The sequence below is a fragment of the Sphingomonas sp. genome, from assembly GCF_035944535.1.
GTDB lineage: Bacteria > Pseudomonadota > Alphaproteobacteria > Sphingomonadales > Sphingomonadaceae > Sphingomonas_B.
The window spans coordinates 55,660-72,385 of sequence record NZ_DASZBC010000002.1 but is presented as its reverse complement, the minus strand read 5'-3'; the positions used below and the strand labels follow the sequence as shown (position 1 = coordinate 72,385).

Sequence of the window (16,726 nt, the reverse complement as noted above, 5' to 3'; positions counted from 1 at the left end):
CCGATCAGGAGAGAGGGAATGGCTTTGGCGGACGCTACGGCATGGCCGCATCTGTCGCTGGAGGAATGCGAGGCGCTGCTCTGCGCACCGGGCCAGCGATTCGAAATCGAGACGGTCGACATCCGCGGCATGCCGACTCGCGTTTGGAAAAATGCGCCGCCAGACCTGCGCGCGCTGGCCGAAGTCAGCCGCACGCACGGGGCACGTGCGGCCTGTGTGCTTGAGGACGAGCGCGTCAGTTTCGAGGCGCAATATCGCGCCATCGCGGCGCTGGCGGAGGCTCTGCACGAGCGCGGCGTCGGCAAGGGCGACCGGGTCACGACCGTCATGCGCAACCTGCCCGAGTGGACCGTCGCCTTCTTCGCCATCACCAGCCTTGGCGCCATCGCCGTCCCCTTGAACGCCTGGTGGACGGGGCAAGAGCTGGAATATGGCCTGAGAGACTCAGGCGCGAAGCTGCTGATCGCCGATGCGCAGCGCTGGGAGCGGATCGCGCCGTTTCGCGAGGCCCTGCCCGAGCTTCGACATGTGATCGTCACGCGCGGCGGCGGGCCGGAGACGCTGGAGAGCATCATCGGCCGGCCGAACGACTGGGCTTTGCTGCCGGACCGGAGCCTGCCTGAGGCCGAGGTCGAAACCGACGATGACGCGACCATCTTCTATACGAGCGGGACGACGGGCGCTCCCAAAGGCGCGCTGGGTACGCACCGCAATCTCGTGACGAACATATTGTCGGGCGGCTATAATTCGACGCGCGCCTTCCTGCGCCGCGGCGAGGCACCGCCCGAGCCCGAACCCAAAGTCTTCCTGACTGTCATTCCGCTGTTCCACGTCACCGCCTGCTCGGCGACGCTGATGGGGGCGATGGCGGCGGGGCACACCCTTTGCTTCATGCGCAAATGGGATGCGGTCGAGGCGATGAAGATCATCGAGCGCGAGCGGGTGAACGTCACCGGCGGCGTGCCGACGATCGCCTGGCAGCTGCTCGAACATCCCGACCGGCCCAACTACGACCTGTCGAGCCTGGAAAGCATCGCCTATGGCGGCGCCCCGTCCGCGCCCGAGCTGGTGCGGCGCATCCATGAGGAATTCGGCGCACTGCCCGGAAACGGCTGGGGCATGACCGAGACGATGGCGACAGTGACCGGCCATGGCGCGGAGGATTATCTGCACCGCCCGGACAGCGCGGGTCCTGCGGTGCCCGTCGCGGACCTCGAGATCCGCGCGGAGGACGGAGTCACCGTGCTGCCGCCGAACACGGTCGGCGAGCTCTGGGCGCGCGGGCCGATGATCGTGCGCGGTTATTGGAACAAGCCGGAGGCGACCGCGCAGACATTCGTCGGGGGCTGGGTGCGCACCGGCGACCTCGCCAAGCTGGATGAGGAGGGATTCTTGTTCATCGTTGACCGCGCGAAGGACATCATCATCCGCGGCGGGGAGAATATCTATTCGATCGAGGTGGAGAATGCGCTGTACGAGCACCCGGCGGTAACGGATGCGGCGCTGATCGGCTTGCCCCACAAGACTTTGGGCGAGGAGCCCGCGGCGGTCGTGCATCTGGCGCCGGGCGAGCAGGCGTCGGAGCAGGAGCTGCAGGACTGGGTGCGGGCGCGGCTGGCGCCCTTCAAGGTGCCGGTGCGGGTGGTGTTCGTGGAGGAGACACTGCCCCGGAACGCGAACGGAAAGATATTGAAGCGGGAGTTGAAGGGCTTGTTCGTGTGAAGTGCGTCACCTCAGCCTTCGTCATCCCGAACTTGTTTCGGGATAGGGATTGAGCCGGGTAGAGCCGGACGCAACTTTCGGATGACGAGCCGCCGGATGGCTTATCCCAAAACAAGTTCGAGATGACGGTAAAGCTACTCTGCGCTCTTCGGTCTGATCCTGTTCACCAGCCCCGGTGCCCAGCGCATGATGAAGGCCAGCCGCTTCGCCGTTTTTCCGACCAGCACGTGACGCTTCCGGCCGTGCACTGCTTCCCACACCGCCGCGGCAACCTTGTCGACCGGCGTGAACTCCAGCCCCATCTCGACGACCTTCTCGCGCATGCTCTGGTTCGAATCGGCCGTCGGACCGCTCAGCAACGGCGTGTCGATGAAGCTGGGCATGATCGAGCGGACCTTGATGCCGTGCGCCTCCTGCCATTCGGCGTCGAGCGAGTCCGTCAGCGCGCGCACGCCGAATTTGGTGACGCAATAGATCGACATGCCGGCGCCTGCATAAAGCCCTGCCGCCGAACATGTATTGACCAGCACCGACCCTGGCGTGGCCTTCAAGTGCGGCAAGCCAGCCTCGGCGCCGTGGATCACGCCGCGCAAGTTGACGTCGAGGACACGGTCGGTCTCGTCCTCGCTCATCGCCTCGAACGCGCCGCCCTGGGCGATGCCGGCATTGTTGAACAGCACGTCGAGGCGGCCACCGCTCGCCTCAACGAAGCGCTGCAGGGCGTCGCGCCATTGCCCGCGGTCGCGTACATCCATGCGGGTGGCGAACACCTCGCCACCGATTGGCTGGGCCGTCTCCACCATGCCAGCTTCATTCAGGTCTCCGAGACCCACGAACCAGCCACGCTCGGCGAACAGCTGCGCGGTCGCGCGGCCGATGCCCGATCCGCCGCCGGTGATGAAGATCGCCTTGCGCATGCCGCCCTCCCTTACTGTCACCAGTGTAAGGAAAAGGCGGCGCGCGGCAAGCTACTCGGCGGCTTGCGCCACCTCCGGGTCCTTCCAGACCAGCACGGGCTTCCTCGCCGCGAGCGTCTCGTCGAGGCGCCGGCGGGGAGCGAAGTGGGGTGCAGCCTTGAGCGCGGGATCGCCCGCCTTGGCCCGCTCCGCCACCGAGCGCAGCGCGCCGATAAACTGGTCGAGTGCAGCCTTGCTCTCGGTCTCCGTCGGCTCGACCAGCATCGCCCCGTGCACGACCAGCGGGAAATACATGGTCATCGGGTGATAGCCTTCGTCGATCAGGCCCTTGGCGATGTCCAATGTGGTGAAGCCATCGGCGAGCCCGTCGTCCGAGAAGAGCGCTTCGTGCATGCAGGGGCCGCTGGCGCCGAACGGCGCGTCCAACACATCCTCCAGGCTCCTGAGGATGTAGTTGGCATTGAGCACCGCGTCCTCGCTGACCTGGCGCAGTCCGTCGGCGCCGTGGCTGAGCATATAGGCCGCCGCGCGGGTGAACATGCCCATTTGGCCGTGGAAGGCGACCATGCGCCCGAAGCTGTGGGCGTGATGCTCGTCTGCCGTTTCTTCCTCGACCAGGTGGAAGTGGTCGCCCTGTTTCTCGACAAAGGGCAGGGGCGCGAAGGGCGCGAGCGCTTCCGAGAAGACGACCGGGCCGGAACCGGGACCGCCGCCGCCATGCGGGGTGGAGAAGGTCTTGTGCAGGTTGATGTGCATCGCGTCGACGCCCAGATCGCCCGGACGCACCCGGCCGACGATCGCGTTGAAGTTCGCGCCGTCGCAATAGACGAACCCGCCGCAGCCATGGACCGCATCGGCGATGCGCTTCATGTCCGGCTCGAACAGCCCGCAGGTGTTCGGGTTGGTGATCATGACCCCGGCGACGTCGGGACCCAGTCGCGCGACCAGCGCGTCGAAGTCGACGCGACCGGCGGGCGTCGCCGGGATGTTCTCGACCGCATAGCCGGCGAAGGCGGCGGTGGCCGGATTAGTGCCATGCGCAGACTCCGGAACCAGGATGACGGAGCGGGCATCGCCGCGCGCCTCCAAGGCCGAGCGGATCGCGAGCAGGCCGCACAGTTCGCCATGGGCGCCGGCCTTGGGGCTCATCGCGACGGCGGGCATGCCGGTCAGCTTGCACAGCCAGTCGGCGACAAGGTGGATGAGCGCATAGGCGCCCTGCACCGTCTCCTGCGGCTGCAACGGGTGGATGTCGGCAAAGCCGGGCAGCCGCGCCATTTTCTCGTTCAGCCGCGGATTATGCTTCATCGTGCACGAGCCGAGGGGGAAAAGGCCGAGGTCGATCGCGTAATTCTGGCGGCTGAGGCGGGTGTAATGGCGCACGGCCTCGGGTTCGGAGAGGCCGGGCAGGCCGATGGGGCGGGTGCGGAGCAGGCCGTCCATGTGCCCCGGCGAAGGCCGGGGCCCACCCTGGGCACCGGCCTTCGCCGGTGAACAAGGCAAGTCCACCCCCGTCGTTTCCTCGTCACCGATTTCGAAGATCAGCGGCTCTTCCAGCATCAGCGCGCGGTTGCCGGTGAAGGTTGCGGTGTTGGCTTCGGTCTCGCCTTCGGGGCGGGAGACGCGGCCCTGGCGGTTCATGCTCATGCCAGGTCCTCCTGAATAGCGACGGCAAGCGTCTCGATGTCCTCCGGCGTGGTGGTTTCGGTTACGGCGACGACCAGCCCGTTCTGAAGCACGTGGACGCCGGGATAGAGGCGGCCCAGTGACACGCCGGCGAGGATGTTGCGCTCGGCGAGGCGGCGGACCAGCGGGCGCGCTTCCGTCGACAGCTTCAGCGTGAATTCGTTGAAGAAGCCGTCATTGACCAGTTCGACGCCCGGCACCTTGGTCAGCCGCTCGGCAGCTGCCGAGGCGCCGGCGTGATTCACTTCAGCCAGGCCGCGCAGGCCTTTCTCGCCCAGCAATGTCATGTGGATGGAGAAGGCGAGCGCACAGAGTCCGGAGTTGGTGCAGATGTTGGACGTCGCCTTTTCGCGGCGGATGTGCTGCTCACGCGTCGAAAGGGTAAGCACGAAGCCGCGCTTGCCTTCGGCATCGACGGTCTCTCCACACAGCCGGCCGGGCATCTGGCGGACGAACTTCTCCTTGCAGGCGAACAGGCCGACATAGGGCCCGCCGAACTGCAGTCCGACGCCCAGCGCCTGGCCTTCGCCCACGACGATGTCCGCGCCCATTTCGCCGGGCGACTTGAGCAGGCCAAGCGCGACCGGCTCGGTCACTACGGCGACCAGCAGCGCGCCTTTCTCATGCGCGCGGGAGGCGAGCTGCGACAGGTCGGCGACCCGGCCGAGGATGTCGGGATATTGGACGACCACGCAGGAGGTGTCGCCGTCGATCTGATCGATCAGGGTGGCGATGTCGGTTGCGGCCTCCAGCTTCGGCAGCGCAGTGCGGAGGTCGTCGCCCGTGAAGCGCGCCATCGTCTTGGCGACCGCGACATAATGCGGGTGCAGACCGGCCGAGATCAGCGCCTTGGCGCGGCGGGTGATCCGACGCGCCATGGTGATCGCTTCCCAGCACGCGGTCGAGCCGTCGTACATCGACGCGTTCGCGACATCGCAGCCGAGCAGGCGCGCGACCTGCGTCTGGAACTCGAACAGCATCTGCAGCGTGCCCTGCGCGATTTCCGGCTGATAGGGCGTGTAGGCGGTGAGGAACTCGCCGCGCTGGATGAGGTGATCGACGCTTGCCGGGATGTGGTGCTTGTAGCTGCCGCAGCCAAGAAAGAAGGGCACAGCGCCGGCAACGGTGTTGCGGCGCGCGAGCGCGGAGAGCTGGCGTTCGACCGACAGTTCGGAGGCGTGGTTCGGTAGCTCGGCGATAGGGCCAGAAAGACGGGCTTCGGCGGGCACATCGACGAACAGGTCGTCAATGGTGGCTGCGCCGACCTTGTGCAGCATGGCGCTACGGTCGGCCTGGGTGAGGGGAAGATATCTCAAAGCACTACTCCAAGCAGCGAAATCACAGGAAGAGGCGAACTCACGCCGGCTTCCTCATCGTGAAGCGGAGGCGGACATAATCGGCCATCCAGTGGCCGTCGGGCTGGCGCAGCGCCGGGGCGGCGCGCGCTTCGGCCTCGGTAACGACGGCGTCGATTTCGGCTTCGGGAACCTGCGCTGAATCGAGGAAGCCGGCGCGGAAGGTCCGGTACCAGGCGGCGGCGCCGGCGGGCAGCGGCGTGGGTCGGTCGATCAGCCAGGCTTCGACGGCACCGAAGCCGGCGCCCTTATAGACCGCGCGGAACTCTTGCGGAGAGGCATACCATTGCGGGTCTTCGGCCGGCACGGGATAGCCGCGCTCGGTCAGCACCTCGCGCAGCGCGCCGCGGAGCTTGGCGATGTTGCCGGCGCCGCCCTGCTCGCCGACAAAGCGGCCGCCGGGCTTCAAGGCGCGGAACACACCGCGCGCGACGGCGGGCGGGTCGAGCATCCAGTGCAGAGCGGCGTTCGAGAAGACTGCGTCGAACTCGCCGTCGAACTGCAGCGCCTGTCCGTCCATCACCCGCGCGTCCAGCCCGCGCGCCTTGGCGGCGGCGATCATGTCGGGCGAGGCGTCGACACCCACCACTTCCGCGCCGGCCGCGACCAGAGCTTCGGTCAGCACGCCGTCGCCGCAGCCGAGATCGAGGATGCGCTCGCCGGGCCGGGGGGCAAGCAGCTCCACCACCGCCTTGCCGAGCTCCGGCACGAAGGCGGCATTCTTGGCGTAATCGGTCGGGGACCAGCGGGAAGTGGGGTTCAGCAAGTGCGGCACTCCATTGTCGCTCGTCCCGAGCGGAGCGAAGCGTCGTCGAGGGGCGCGGCTCCAAGGTCGTGCCAGCGCCCCTCGACTACGCTCGGGACGAGCGAGATTCCTACAGGGTCGAGACGAATTCCTGATATGCAGCCTCGTCCATCAGCGCCTCGAGTTGCGAGGCGTCCGACAGGCGCAGCTTGAAAAACCAGCCATCGCCTTCCGGCGCGGTGTTCACCAGGTCGGGCGTGTCGGCGAGCGCGGCATTGCCTTCGGTGACTTCGCCCGAGACCGGCGCATAGACGTCCGACGCGGCCTTGACGGATTCCACGACCGCCGCTTCGCCGCCCTGGGTCAGCTGGCGGCCCGCTTCGGGCACTTCGACGAAGACGACGTCGCCAAGCTGGCTCTGCGCATAATCGGTGATGCCGACGGTGGCGGTGTCGCCATCGACATCGATCCACTCATGTTCCTTGGTAAAGTAACGCGGCATCAGGCTGCTCCCTTGCGGTGATAGCGGTGCGGGACGAAGGGCATCGGCGTGACGACACCCTCGAAGATCTTGGCGCGCTGGTTGAGGCGCACGCGCGTTCCGGGCTGGGCGGAGGATAGCGGCACATAGGCCATGGCGATTGGCCGCTCGAGGCTGGGCGAGAAGCCGCCCGAGGTGACGCGGCCGACTTCATTGCCGTCCTGGTCGACCACCGCCGCGCCTTCGCGAACCGGTTGCCGGCCCTCGACGAACAGGCCGACGCGCTTCAGCACCGGGCCTTGCTCGCGCTCCATCAGGATGCGCTCGGCGCCGGGGAAACTGCGCTCCTCGCGGCGGCGCTTCCAAAGTGCGAAGCCGAGATCGGCCATCACCGGCGTGGTCTCCTCGTCCAGATCATGGCCGTAGAGCGGTAGTCCAGCTTCCAGGCGCAGCGAGTCGCGGGCGCCGAGGCCGATCGGCTTGATCTCCGGCTGCTGGCAGAGCAGCTCGGCGACGCGCTCCGCTTCGGAAGCAGGCAGGGTGATCTCGACGCCGTCCTCGCCAGTATAGCCGGAGCGGCCGATGCCGATCTGCACGCCGTTCCAGTCGAAGCCGGTTGATTCCATGAAATAGAGGCTAGCCGCCTGCGGCCAGATGCGGGCGACCGCCTCCACCGCCTTCGGGCCCTGCACCGCCAGCAGCGCCTGATCCTCCAGATGGTTGAGCACGATCTCGTCGGGCAGATGCTCGCGCAGATGGGCGATGTCGTCCCATTTGGTCGCGCCGTTGATGACCATGTAATAGGTGCCGCCGCCGAGATTGGTCACCATCAGATCGTCTAGGATGCCGCCGCTCTCGTTCAGCAGCAGCGAGTAGCGGACCTTGCCTTCGGCGAGCCCCTTGATGTCGCCGGGCAGCAACGCCTCGAGCGCAGTCGCCGCGTCGGGGCCGCTGATCAGCAGCTGCCCCATATGGCTGACGTCGAACAGGCCGGCGGAGGTGCGGGTCCAGAGATGCTCGGCGATGATGCCTTCATACTGGATCGGCATGTGATAGCCGGCGAACGGCACCATGCGTGCGCCGCGGGCGCGGTGCCAGGCATCGAGCGGCAGGCTCTGGGTGGGAAGATCGTCCGCTTGCTCGCTCAATTCGGCCTCCGTGACTGCGCAGCAGCGTCCGGCCGGAACCGAACGCATGGCTGCCCCCTCTGTCACGGAACCTGAGAGCTTTCACCGGACGCGGGGACCGGCTTACCCCTTCGGTGGCCCGGGCTGACGCACGGACGCTTTCCAGAGTGTCGCTGAAGCGCTTCGCGGTCCTTTGACCTGAGAGATTCCGGGGCGGTTGCTCCTTCGGCGGTGAAGGCGAACCTTCACACTCTCCCGCGAACGCCCGACAGTTGCCCGCCGGCGACGTCAGCGGCTGTGGCGGGCCTCCCGCCCGGAGTCAACGCCAACCCCATGTTCATACACAAGAGTTGCGCCCTTCCAGCCCGAATAGCCGAGGAGGAGGACGGCGATGGCGGACATGATCAGGCCCGTGGGCGTGATCGCGCCGGGGCCGCCGGTGAAGCGCCACGACCAGTTCAGGATTTCAACCAGCATCACCAGCACATTGGCGATCAGATGATGATTGGCGGCCCGGAGCGCCCGCACGCGCGAATCGCCGAAATAGTCGATCAGCCCGAAAATGGCCGCGACCGCCGCGGTGAGGATGCCGAGACCGAGCGTCAGCAGGCCGACAGTCGCCCAGAACAGCTCGCCCGTCGTCGCGAACAGGATGTCGCAGAGGAGCGTGGCAATAAACAGCACGACGGGAAACATCACCGTCATCGGATGGATCGGGTGGCCGGCGATGCGGGCGGTGCTGCGAGGATGGTCGTGCTCCATGAGCGGCAAACGCGACGGCTGCGGCGGCGTTCCCACCCCTTGCGTCAGCCAAGGTTCAACCCATCTCCGCCATAGGCTTAAGGTAATGGACAGACGAACTTTTCTGGAAGGCGCGGCGGCAGCGACCGCGCTCGGCGTCGCGGGCGAGGCGATGGCGCTGACCTTCACGTCGACTCGGCTCTCCGTGCAGGTGCGGGGCGAAGGGCAGGACGTGATCCTGATCCCGGGCCTGACCAATGGCCGCACTTTGTGGGACGGCACGGTGCGGGCGGTGCCGGGCTATCGTTATCACCTGGTGCAGGTGGCCGGGTTCGCAGGCGATCCGGCGCGTGGCAATGCGGGTGGCCGGGTGGTCTCTTCGGTCGCCGAGGAGATTGCGCGATACGTCGTCGAGGCCAAGCTCAAGAGCCCGGCGCTGATCGGCCATTCGATGGGCGGCATCGTCGCGATGATGGTCGCGGCGCGCTACCCGGCGCGCGTGGGCAAGGTCATGGCGATCGATATCCTCCCCGCGCCGGCGAGCGGCTTCGGCTTTGCCGGCGCGCAGATCCGGCCGCTTGCCGATGCGCTGTTCGGATCGCTGATGAGCACACCGGGCGGGCGGCGCACGCTCGACAACCTGATCGGCCGCTTCGGCGGGTCGGGCATCGCCAACAGCCGCAGCGACTCCGGCGTAGTCGCCCATGCCACGCATGAACTGGCGACGACGGACCTCACGCCCGAGCTGCCGCGGATCAGGGCGCCGCTGACGGTGGTCTATGCAGTGCCGGCGAGTGCGCAGGACGCGCTCGCGGTCGATCGGCTGTACCGGAGCAGCTACGCGCCGGCGAAGGGTGCGACGCTGCGGCGCGTCTCGGGCGCCACGCACATGATCATGTATTCCCAGCCGCAGCGCTTCTACGCGGAAGTGCGGGAGTTTTTGCGTGATTAAGCCCCTCCCCTAAAGGGGAGGGGTTAGCTAAGGCGCCAGGACCGTATCCCGCGCCTCGGCGAGCATATCAGGATAGTCGAGCGTATAATGCAGGCCTCGGCTTTCCTTGCGGGACAGGGCCGAGCGGACGATCAGGTCGGCGACCTCGACCAGGTTGCGTAGCTCGACCAGGTCGGGCGTGACGCGGAAATGGCCGTAATAGTCGGCGACTTCCTGACGCAGCAGGCGGATGCGGTGCTGGGCACGTTCGAGGCGCTTGTCGGTGCGGACGATGCCGACATAGTCCCACATGAAGCGACGGATCTCGCGCCAATTGTGCTGGACGATGACTTCCTCGTCGGAATCGGTGACGCGGCTTTCGTCCCAGGGGCGGATGGGCGGCGGCTCGGGGAAGCTGTCGAAATTGGCGGCAATGTGCTTCGCCGCCGCTTCGCCGAAGACAAAGCACTCGAGGAGCGAGTTGGAGGCAAGGCGATTGGCGCCGTGCAGGCCCGATTCCGAGACTTCGCCGGCGGCATAGAGGCCGGGCAGGTCGGTGCAGCCGTGCAGGTCGATGATGACGCCGCCGCAGGTGTAATGCTGGGCGGGAACGACGGGGATCGGCTGTTTGGTGATGTCGATGCCGAGCGTCATCAGCTTGGCATGGATGGTGGGGAAATGATCTTTCACGAACTCGGGCGGCTGGTGGCTGATGTCGAGATGGACGTAATCGAGGCCGAGCCGCTTAATCTCGTGGTCGATCGCGCGGGCGACGACATCGCGCGGGGCCAGCTCGGCCCGCGGGTCGAAGTCCGGCATGAAGCGATGGCCATTGGTCGGCAGCTTCAGCATCCCGCCTTCGCCGCGCACCGCTTCGGTGATCAGGAAATTCTTGACCTCAAGGTTGTATAGACAGGTCGGGTGGAACTGCATGAACTCCATGTTCGACACTCGGCAACCCGCCCGCCACGCCATGGCGATGCCGTCGCCGGTCGCGCCGCGCGGCGCGGTCGAATAAAGATAGGTGCGGCCCGCGCCTCCGGTCGCGAGGATGCTCGCTCGGCCGGTGAAGAGTTCGACGCCGCCGGTCTGGCGGTTGATGGCGTATACGCCCCAGACGCGGCCATCGCCTGAATAGCGGACGCCGTGGCGCCCGGTGACGAGGTCGATCGCCACCCGGTCGGGCACCAGAGTGATGTTGGGGTGGGCGTGAGCGGCGCGCTCCAGCGCCTGCTGCACGGCCCAGCCGGTCGCGTCGTCGACATGGACGATGCGGCGGTGGCTGTGCCCGCCCTCGCGCGTCAGGTGCCAGCCGGGCCCTTCCTCGTTGAACGGCACACCGAGCTCGGCGAGGCGGGCGATCGCCGCGGGAGCATTCTCGACCACGAACTCGACCGTCTCGCGGTCGTTCAGGCCGGCGCCGGCAACCATCGTGTCTTCGATGTGATGCTCGAACGTGTCGCCCTCGTCGAGGACGGCGGCGATGCCGCCCTGCGCCCAGGCGGTGGACCCTTCGGACAGCCCGCCCTTGGCCAGCACCACGACACGGAAACGGTCGGCTAGGTTCAGCGCGGCCGTCAGCCCGGCTGCGCCCGACCCCAGGATCACCACATCGAAGCTCTGATCTTCCGCCACGCCTGTGGATCTAGCTAGATGGACGGCACAGGCCAAGCGTTCCGCACCCGGTTCGGTTCGCCTCCGTTTCGGCTCAAATCGCCGCAGGACGGTTTTTCAGCTCCGCTTCGCTTCGTAACCAGCCGCAGCGGCCACAGGAACGGCCGACCCTCCCGCAGAGGAGGCGCACCAAAGGCGGGGTCGTGTCATGTCGATTTTGATTGCCAATCAGGCGCAGCTGACGGCTGCGCTGTCCAAGGCCGTGGGCGGCGAAACCTTTCTGCTCAAGGCTGGCAGCTATGATGCCGTCTATTTGTCCGGGCGCAACTTCGGCGCGACCGTGACCATCCGATCGGCCGATGCAGCCAATCCGGCGCGGATCGAAGCGTTCAACATCTCCAAGTCGAGCAACATTGCGCTTCAGGCGCTGGATGTGGGCCATGCCCTGGACGATGACGATGCCGACTTTGAGAAGATGATCACCATCGCCAGTTCGCGGAACATCAGCCTCGACGGGCTGAAGGTGCACGGGTCACTCGACGGCAAGCCACAAAATGACGGCTGGGGCATGCTGGTCCGCGAAAGCGCCGATGTTCGTGTGTCAAACACGGAGTTCACCGAGCTGCACCGCGCCGCCGTATTCCAGCGCACGACTGGTCTGACGGTCGAGAACAACCATTTTCACCATCTGCGCAGCGACGGCGCGATCTTTGCCGATGTCGATAATGTCATGGTGCGCAACAACCGCTTCCACGATTTCTTCTTCAAGGGACAGGATCACCCGGACGCGATCCAGTTCCAGACCAACGGAACCAGCACCCAATCCACCAACATCACGATCACGGGCAATCAGATTTTCCAGGGCGGCGGCCGCGGGCTGCAGGGCATCTTCATGAACGACGAACGGGGGCACCTGCCGTTCAAGAACGTGAAGATCGACAACAACATCGTCTACACCAGCGAGCATTGGCACGGTATTGCCGTGCTGGGCGGCGATGGCGTGGCGATCACCAACAACACGGTCGTTTCCCAAACCGGCGACTGGCCCTTCCTTTGGATCAAAGTCGAAGACGCGAAAGGCGTCACCATCGCCCGCAACGTCACCGACGACGTGTTTGTGATGCCGGGCACTCAGGCAAACGCGCGGGACAATCTGGAGCTGCGCTGGAGCGCGGCGGACCGGGCGCGTATTCCGAACCTCGACAAGGGTGCGGCAACGACGGTGCAGGACCTGCTGGTCGACGGCTATGGCTATCATCCCGGAGGCGGCTCGCCGTCCCCTGCTCCGACGCCAAGTCCGGCACCCTCACCCTCACCTTCACCGTCTCCGTCGCCGTCTCCCTCACCGACTCCGCCTCCCTCTACCGGGCGCGAAGTTTATGGGACGGCGGCCAGCGAGACGGTGTTTGGCACGTCGGGTGCCGACGTCATTTACGCGATCGGCAAGGGTGACAAGGCGCTCGGTGATAATTCGCGCGACAAGATCTTCGGGCGTGCCGGTGCCGACATTTTCGTGCTCGGAGACCAACGCGGCGCATTTTACGACAATACGGGCGGCACGCCTTCCGGCCGTGCCGACTTCGTGCAGATCATGGACTTCGCGAAGGGCGACCGCATCCAGCTGAGCGGCTCCGCATCCGACTACATCTTCCACCGTGAAACGCTGAACGGCGTGAGCGGCACGTCCATCTTCAAGGACAATGGCAATGGCCGCTGGGACGGAGGCGACGAGCTGATCGGCCATGTGGCGCGCACCAGCCTGTCCGCGGCGTCCAAGTCGGCCCTGATCTTTACCGGCGTCGGGGCGCGTTCCAGTGCCCAGGTCCATGCGGAGCCCTCCGCCGAGCAGCCCGACATTGCGACGCTTCATCCGGAGCCTGTCTTTCAGCTGCCAGAGACACCGTTGTTCATCGATCTGGACCGGCTGTTCGGCCAGCATTTCGCCCTCGCCTGAGGAGTCAGGCGGCGCGGGTCAGGCTCAGGAACACGTCCTCGAGATCGGCTTCCTTGGTGGACACATCGACGATGCCGAGACCCGCGCCGCTGACCGCCGCCAGCACTTCGCCGGCATTCACCTTGGCCTTGGAATAGGTGATCTCCAGCACCCGGTCGCCGCGCAGCACGATCTTTTCAAAGCATGGCGCTTCCGGCGGCGCGGCCAGGTCGCGATCGACCGTCACTTCGACGAGCTTTTCCTGCGCCTTATTGACCAGCTCGCGCGTCGGCTCGTTTGCGATCAGCCGGCCATGGTTGATGATCGCGATGCGGTCGCACAGCTCTTCCGCTTCTTCGAGATAATGGGTGGTGAGGACCACCGTCATGCCTTGGCCGTTCAGCTCGCGCACATAGGCCCAGAGCTGCTGGCGGAGTTCGATATCAACGCCTGCCGTCGGCTCGTCGAGCACCAGCACGGGCGGGGAGTGGACCATCGCCTTGGCGACGAGCAGCCGACGCTTCATGCCGCCCGATAGCGTGCGCGAATAAGCGTCGCGCTTGTCTTCCAGATGGACGGCGCGGAGCAGCTCCATCGAGCGCCGCTCCGCCTTCGGCACACCATAAAGGCCGGCGAACAGCTCCAGCGTCTCGAACGGCGTGAAGAAAGGATCGAAGACGATCTCCTGAGGCACGATGCCGATCGACGCCTTGGCGTTACGCGGATGTTCGTCGATGTCGAAGCCCCAGATCGAGGCGGTGCCGCTGGTCTTCCTGACCATGCCCGAAAGGATGTTGATCAGCGTCGACTTGCCGGCGCCATTCGGACCGAGCAGCCCGAAAATCTGGCCCCGGGGCACGTCGAAACTGACGCCGTCCAGCGCGCGCTTGCCGCCCTTGTAGGTCTTGGCGAGTTCACGGATGGCGATGGCGGCTTCGGTCATATCTGCGCTCTAGTCTTGCAGCAGCGCACAACCAACCCCGTTCGCTTCGAGCGAAGTCGAGAAGCGCAGGTTCGGCGTGGGTGACGCGTATTTCTCGACTTCGCTCGAAACGAACGGATTTGTTGAACACACGTCGCGCACAAGCTAACAGCCCGCACCATGATCCCGCCGCCCGAGACCTTCCGCGTCAACTCCCGCCGCGTCGCCTGTGACGGCTCCGGCCACGGCATTGACCCGGCGCTGGGCCACCCGCGCATCTACATCGAGATCGACGAGCGCGGCTTTGGCGAGTGCGGCTATTGCGACCGGCGCTTCGCGCTGGCCGGCGGGCCGGCGGATGATGGGACATTGGCCGACCATTAACTCGTCACCCCGGCCTTGAGCCGGGGTCCCGCTTCTTGCCGGCAGTAAAGAAGCGGGATGCCGGATCAAGTCCGGCATGACGGGAGGGGATTCGCTTCCTATATCCTTCCCATGACTCTCCCCACCGATCCGCGCGCCTGGCTCTATCGGGCCGATCTCGATCCCGACATTGCGCTCAAGCTGACCGCCGATGCGCTGCATCGCTGCGACGATGGCGAGCTCTACCTCCAGTATCAGACGTCGGAGAGCTTCGGCTTCGATGACGGGCGGCTGAAGACGGCGGACTACAACACCACCGCAGGCTTCGGCCTGCGCGGCGTTTCGGGCGAGATGACGGCCTTCGCGCATGCGAACGAGCTTTCCGCCGCCGCGATCAAGCGTGCCGCCGAGACGATGCGGCTGCTGGACCCGGCCAAGGGTCACAAGGCGCCCCCGCCGCAGCGCAGCAACCGGCATCTCTATACTGCCGACGATCCGCTGACCTTAGTGCCCTTCGCCGAGAAGGTGGCGCTGTGCCAGAAGATCGATGCCACGGCGCGTGCGCGCGACCCGCGGGTAAGCCAGGTGTCGGTTGGCCTATCGGGCTCCTGGAGCGTGATCGAGATCGTGCGGCCGGATGGCTATGTCGCACAGGACATCCGCCCGCTGGTGCGGCTCAACATCTCGATCGTGGTCGAGCAGAATGGGCGACGCGAGACGGGCAGCTACGGCATGGGCGGGCGCTATCTCTACGGCCGGCTGTTCGAGGAAGCGGCGTGGCAGCGGGGCATCGGCATCGCGCTCGACCAGGCGCTGGTGAACCTCGAATCCGTCGCCGCTCCGGCGGGCGAGATGACGGTGGTATGCGGGCCCGGCTGGCCGGGCGTGCTGCTGCACGAGGCGATCGGTCATGGGCTCGAAGGCGACTTCAACCGCAAGGGCACTTCGGCTTTCTCGGGCCGGATCGGCGAGCGCGTGGCGGCGCCCGGAGTGACGGTTGTCGATGACGGCGCAATCGAGAACCGGCGCGGATCATTGTCGATCGACGATGAAGGCACGCCGACGCGCGAGACGGTGCTGATCGAGGACGGCATCCTCAAGGGCTATATGCAGGACCGGCTGAACGCGCGGCTGATGGGCGTCGAGCCGACCGGCAATGGCCGCCGCCAATCCTACGCCCATGCGCCGATGCCGCGCATGACCAACACCTTTATGAAGGGCGGGCAGGACGATCCCGGCGAGATGATCGCGCGGGCGAAGAACGGCATCTATGCGAAGAGTTTCGGCGGCGGGCAGGTCGACATCGTGTCGGGCAAGTTCGTGTTCAGCTGCACCGAGGCGTACAGAATCGAGAATGGCCGGCTCGGCGCGCCGATCAAGGGCGCGACCCTGATCGGCGACGGCCCGACGGTGCTCACCAAGGTGCGGGCGATCGGCAACGACTTCGCGCTGGACGAAGGCGTCGGCATGTGCGGCAAGGGCGGGCAGAGCGTGCCCGCGGGCGTCGGCCAGCCGAGCCTGATGATCGAAGGGCTGACTGTCGGGGGGACGGCGACGGGTTAGCCGAGTGTGCTCCGGCGTAGGCCGGAGCCTTGTGGCGCAAAGCTCCGGCCTTCGCCGGAGCACAGCCTGTTTACGGTCTCAAGCCCGGGTTCAGGCCCTGCACTTCGGTGAGGAAGCTTTTCGGCTTACCGAGGAAGCGTGTGTTCGGATTGGTCTTGATGCCCAGCGTGTGCAGCGCATCGCGGACGAAACTGACGCAGTTCGCCTTGTAGAGATCGTAGCTCGGCTGTTTGCGGCTGCCCCAATCAGCCGCCACGCGCATCAGCCTTTGATATTGTTCGTTCGACAGGCGGAGGGTGAAGTGCAGCCGGCTGCGCGAGACGTAATCCGGCTTCATCTCGATGATCTTGCCGGCAACCGGGCTCATCAGGATGGCGGGCGTGACGGTCTTGGCGGTGAAGCCGTAATTCTTCTTCGGCACCCCCGGGCCTTCCACCTCGAAGAAGGTGTGCGGGAAGACCGAGCCGAAATCGCGCGAATAGAAGCGGGCGGTCACGTCGGCGTGAGCGGCGGAGAATGGAAGAAGCGCCAACAACAGGGCGCAAAGCAGACGAATCATGACGTCAGGGCTTAAACCACTGGCGCGATGAGCCAAGCGGGGTTGTTCGGCAGCGCCCGCCACCGCT

Annotated in this window: 15 protein-coding genes and 2 riboswitches; of the genes, 5 read left to right on the top strand and 10 right to left on the bottom strand. The window is 66.1% G+C overall.

The window, feature by feature from the left end; all coding sequences use genetic code 11:
- Positions 1-18: 18 nt before the first annotated feature.
- Entirely contained in the window at positions 19-1,722 is a 1,704-nt protein-coding gene (locus VGT77_RS00840) for a class I adenylate-forming enzyme family protein (protein ID WP_327458621.1), read from the top strand.
- 134 nt (positions 1,723-1,856) lie between these two features.
- On the opposite strand, the gene VGT77_RS00835 is transcribed toward VGT77_RS00840, so the two are convergent.
- The 7 genes from VGT77_RS00835 to VGT77_RS00805 all read right to left on the bottom strand — a co-directional run bounded on the left by VGT77_RS00835 (position 1,857) and on the right by VGT77_RS00805 (position 8,795).
- A complete protein-coding gene (locus VGT77_RS00835) occupies positions 1,857-2,639 on the bottom strand; it encodes an SDR family oxidoreductase (RefSeq protein WP_327458619.1) in 783 nt (260 codons plus the stop codon).
- 51 nt (positions 2,640-2,690) lie between these two features.
- The gene (gcvPB, locus tag VGT77_RS00830; RefSeq protein WP_327458617.1) at positions 2,691-4,286 is read right to left on the bottom strand and encodes an aminomethyl-transferring glycine dehydrogenase subunit GcvPB; all 1,596 of its coding nucleotides are present in this window, start codon (positions 4,284-4,286) and stop codon (positions 2,691-2,693) included.
- The gene (gcvPA, locus tag VGT77_RS00825; protein WP_327458615.1) at positions 4,283-5,641 is read right to left on the bottom strand and encodes an aminomethyl-transferring glycine dehydrogenase subunit GcvPA; all 1,359 of its coding nucleotides are present in this window, start codon (positions 5,639-5,641) and stop codon (positions 4,283-4,285) included. The genes gcvPB and gcvPA overlap by 4 nt, the downstream gene beginning before the upstream one ends.
- Positions 5,642-5,681: 40 nt before the next feature.
- Entirely contained in the window at positions 5,682-6,446 is a 765-nt protein-coding gene (locus VGT77_RS00820) for a class I SAM-dependent methyltransferase (protein ID WP_327458613.1), read from the bottom strand.
- Positions 6,447-6,555: 109 nt separating this feature from the next.
- Complete coding sequence (gene gcvH, locus VGT77_RS00815; RefSeq protein WP_327458611.1) at positions 6,556-6,927, bottom strand: glycine cleavage system protein GcvH; 372 nt, start codon at positions 6,925-6,927, stop codon at positions 6,556-6,558.
- Positions 6,927-8,054, bottom strand: coding sequence for a glycine cleavage system aminomethyltransferase GcvT (gene gcvT / locus VGT77_RS00810; RefSeq protein ID WP_327458609.1), 1,128 nt, complete (start codon positions 8,052-8,054; stop codon positions 6,927-6,929). Before gcvT ends, gcvH begins: the two co-directional genes overlap by 1 nt.
- A gap of 49 nt (positions 8,055-8,103) precedes the next feature.
- A riboswitch (glycine riboswitch) is annotated at positions 8,104-8,209 on the bottom strand.
- Positions 8,210-8,301: riboswitch (glycine riboswitch) on the bottom strand. It lies immediately after the preceding riboswitch.
- Positions 8,302-8,321: 20 nt separating this feature from the next.
- A complete protein-coding gene (locus VGT77_RS00805) occupies positions 8,322-8,795 on the bottom strand; it encodes a DUF2231 domain-containing protein (protein WP_327458607.1) in 474 nt (157 codons plus the stop codon).
- 85 nt (positions 8,796-8,880) lie between these two features.
- Here VGT77_RS00805 and VGT77_RS00800 point away from each other — a divergent pair, with 85 nt between their 5' ends.
- On the top strand, positions 8,881-9,726 hold the full coding sequence (locus tag VGT77_RS00800) for an alpha/beta hydrolase (RefSeq protein ID WP_327458606.1): 846 nt from the start codon (positions 8,881-8,883) through the stop codon (positions 9,724-9,726).
- Between the two features lie 27 nt (positions 9,727-9,753).
- Here the strand turns inward: VGT77_RS00800 and nadB are convergent, their stop codons facing one another.
- The gene (nadB, locus tag VGT77_RS00795; protein ID WP_327458604.1) at positions 9,754-11,340 is read right to left on the bottom strand and encodes an L-aspartate oxidase; all 1,587 of its coding nucleotides are present in this window, start codon (positions 11,338-11,340) and stop codon (positions 9,754-9,756) included.
- 187 nt (positions 11,341-11,527) lie between these two features.
- On the opposite strand from nadB, the gene VGT77_RS00790 reads away from it, so the two are divergent.
- Positions 11,528-13,273: a right-handed parallel beta-helix repeat-containing protein gene (locus VGT77_RS00790; protein ID WP_327458602.1), complete on the top strand. Its 1,746-nt coding sequence runs from the start codon at positions 11,528-11,530 to the stop codon at positions 13,271-13,273.
- Positions 13,274-13,277: 4 nt separating this feature from the next.
- Here VGT77_RS00790 and VGT77_RS00785 read toward each other — a convergent pair whose 3' ends face one another.
- The gene (locus VGT77_RS00785; RefSeq protein WP_327458600.1) at positions 13,278-14,195 is read right to left on the bottom strand and encodes an ABC transporter ATP-binding protein; all 918 of its coding nucleotides are present in this window, start codon (positions 14,193-14,195) and stop codon (positions 13,278-13,280) included.
- Between the two features lie 159 nt (positions 14,196-14,354).
- Here VGT77_RS00785 and VGT77_RS00780 point away from each other — a divergent pair, with 159 nt between their 5' ends.
- Both VGT77_RS00780 and tldD read left to right on the top strand, forming a co-directional pair.
- The gene (locus tag VGT77_RS00780; RefSeq protein WP_327458598.1) at positions 14,355-14,558 is read left to right on the top strand and encodes a zinc-finger domain-containing protein; all 204 of its coding nucleotides are present in this window, start codon (positions 14,355-14,357) and stop codon (positions 14,556-14,558) included.
- 111 nt (positions 14,559-14,669) lie between these two features.
- Positions 14,670-16,100 carry a metalloprotease TldD gene (gene tldD / locus VGT77_RS00775; RefSeq protein WP_327458596.1) on the top strand — a complete coding sequence of 477 codons (1,431 nt, stop codon included), beginning with the start codon at positions 14,670-14,672 and terminating at the stop codon, positions 16,098-16,100.
- Positions 16,101-16,170: 70 nt separating this feature from the next.
- On the opposite strand, the gene VGT77_RS00770 is transcribed toward tldD, so the two are convergent.
- The gene (locus VGT77_RS00770) at positions 16,171-16,632 is read right to left on the bottom strand and encodes a hypothetical protein (RefSeq protein WP_327458594.1); all 462 of its coding nucleotides are present in this window, start codon (positions 16,630-16,632) and stop codon (positions 16,171-16,173) included.
- Between the last annotated feature and the right edge of the window lie 94 nt (positions 16,633-16,726).

Excerpts from the sequence above, each read along its gene's own strand:
- VGT77_RS00840 (WP_327458621.1), top strand. The coding sequence starts at position 19 with ATGGCTTTGGCGGACGCTACGGCATGGCCGCATCTGTCGCTGGAGGAA.
- VGT77_RS00780 (WP_327458598.1), top strand. The coding sequence starts at position 14,355 with ATGATCCCGCCGCCCGAGACCTTCCGCGTCAACTCCCGCCGCGTCGCC.
- VGT77_RS00790 (WP_327458602.1), top strand. The coding sequence starts at position 11,528 with ATGTCGATTTTGATTGCCAATCAGGCGCAGCTGACGGCTGCGCTGTCC.
- VGT77_RS00835 (WP_327458619.1), bottom strand. The coding sequence starts at position 2,639 with ATGCGCAAGGCGATCTTCATCACCGGCGGCGGATCGGGCATCGGCCGC.
- gcvPB (WP_327458617.1), bottom strand. The coding sequence starts at position 4,286 with ATGAGCATGAACCGCCAGGGCCGCGTCTCCCGCCCCGAAGGCGAGACC.
- tldD (WP_327458596.1), top strand. The coding sequence starts at position 14,670 with ATGACTCTCCCCACCGATCCGCGCGCCTGGCTCTATCGGGCCGATCTC.
- gcvH (WP_327458611.1), bottom strand. The coding sequence starts at position 6,927 with ATGCCGCGTTACTTTACCAAGGAACATGAGTGGATCGATGTCGATGGC.
- VGT77_RS00785 (WP_327458600.1), bottom strand. The coding sequence starts at position 14,195 with ATGACCGAAGCCGCCATCGCCATCCGTGAACTCGCCAAGACCTACAAG.
- VGT77_RS00805 (WP_327458607.1), bottom strand. The coding sequence starts at position 8,795 with ATGGAGCACGACCATCCTCGCAGCACCGCCCGCATCGCCGGCCACCCG.
- VGT77_RS00800 (WP_327458606.1), top strand. The coding sequence starts at position 8,881 with ATGGACAGACGAACTTTTCTGGAAGGCGCGGCGGCAGCGACCGCGCTC.